At 63.0% G+C, this 606-nt stretch carries 1 pseudogene; it reads right to left on the reverse strand.

Annotated elements, in window-relative coordinates:
- Window positions 1–157: 157 nt before the first annotated feature.
- A pseudogene (locus tag ACAM49_RS40350) lies at window positions 158–606 on the reverse strand (TetR family transcriptional regulator); the annotation flags it as partial.

The raw sequence follows: 606 nt of genomic DNA on the forward strand, positions 1-606 counted from the left end.
CCACCAGCACCTGACGTTCGGTATCCGACAGCTTCAAAGGCTCGACCTTCGGCGGCACGCGGCCACCCTATACCCTTCACCGCCAACGAACTTACGATTCATGACACTAGGTGAAGTCGCGGCCAGACAAGACCGCAAGCCCAAGAACCGGGCCGTGCTAAGACTGGACAGTCGAGCGATTCGCAGTCGAGTTCAGTCGACGCAGACAGCGAACCACAAGGTCGGCCGGCGAGCCCGGCCCATCGACCGGCCCATCTTCCGAGGCCCACAACTCCAGCGCAATCCGGATCGCCCCGGCAGTTGCGGCAGCAGTGACGCGTACTTGAAATGGCTCCTCGTGAGCACCCGCCAATTTCAATAGGATCCGGTAGAGATCGCGCTCTGCTTCCAGATTTATTCGATGCCAAATAGCGCGCAGCGCCGGGTCGTTCTCCATAGCGCGAAGCAGGCCCCGGGTAATTTCGAGGTCTTCAGGGTTGTCGCCAAGGGTTAGGGAGCGGACGGCGGCTGCTTCGAATTCGGCGGGGGTGGGGAGGCGGTGGGGGCCTGCTGCGATTTCGGCCAGCCAGCGTTGGGCGCCGGCGGCGAGCATGGGCTCTACGGCGT

The sequence above is a fragment of the Nocardia sp. JMUB6875 genome (assembly GCF_041154655.1).
Lineage (GTDB): Bacteria > Actinomycetota > Actinomycetes > Mycobacteriales > Mycobacteriaceae > Nocardia.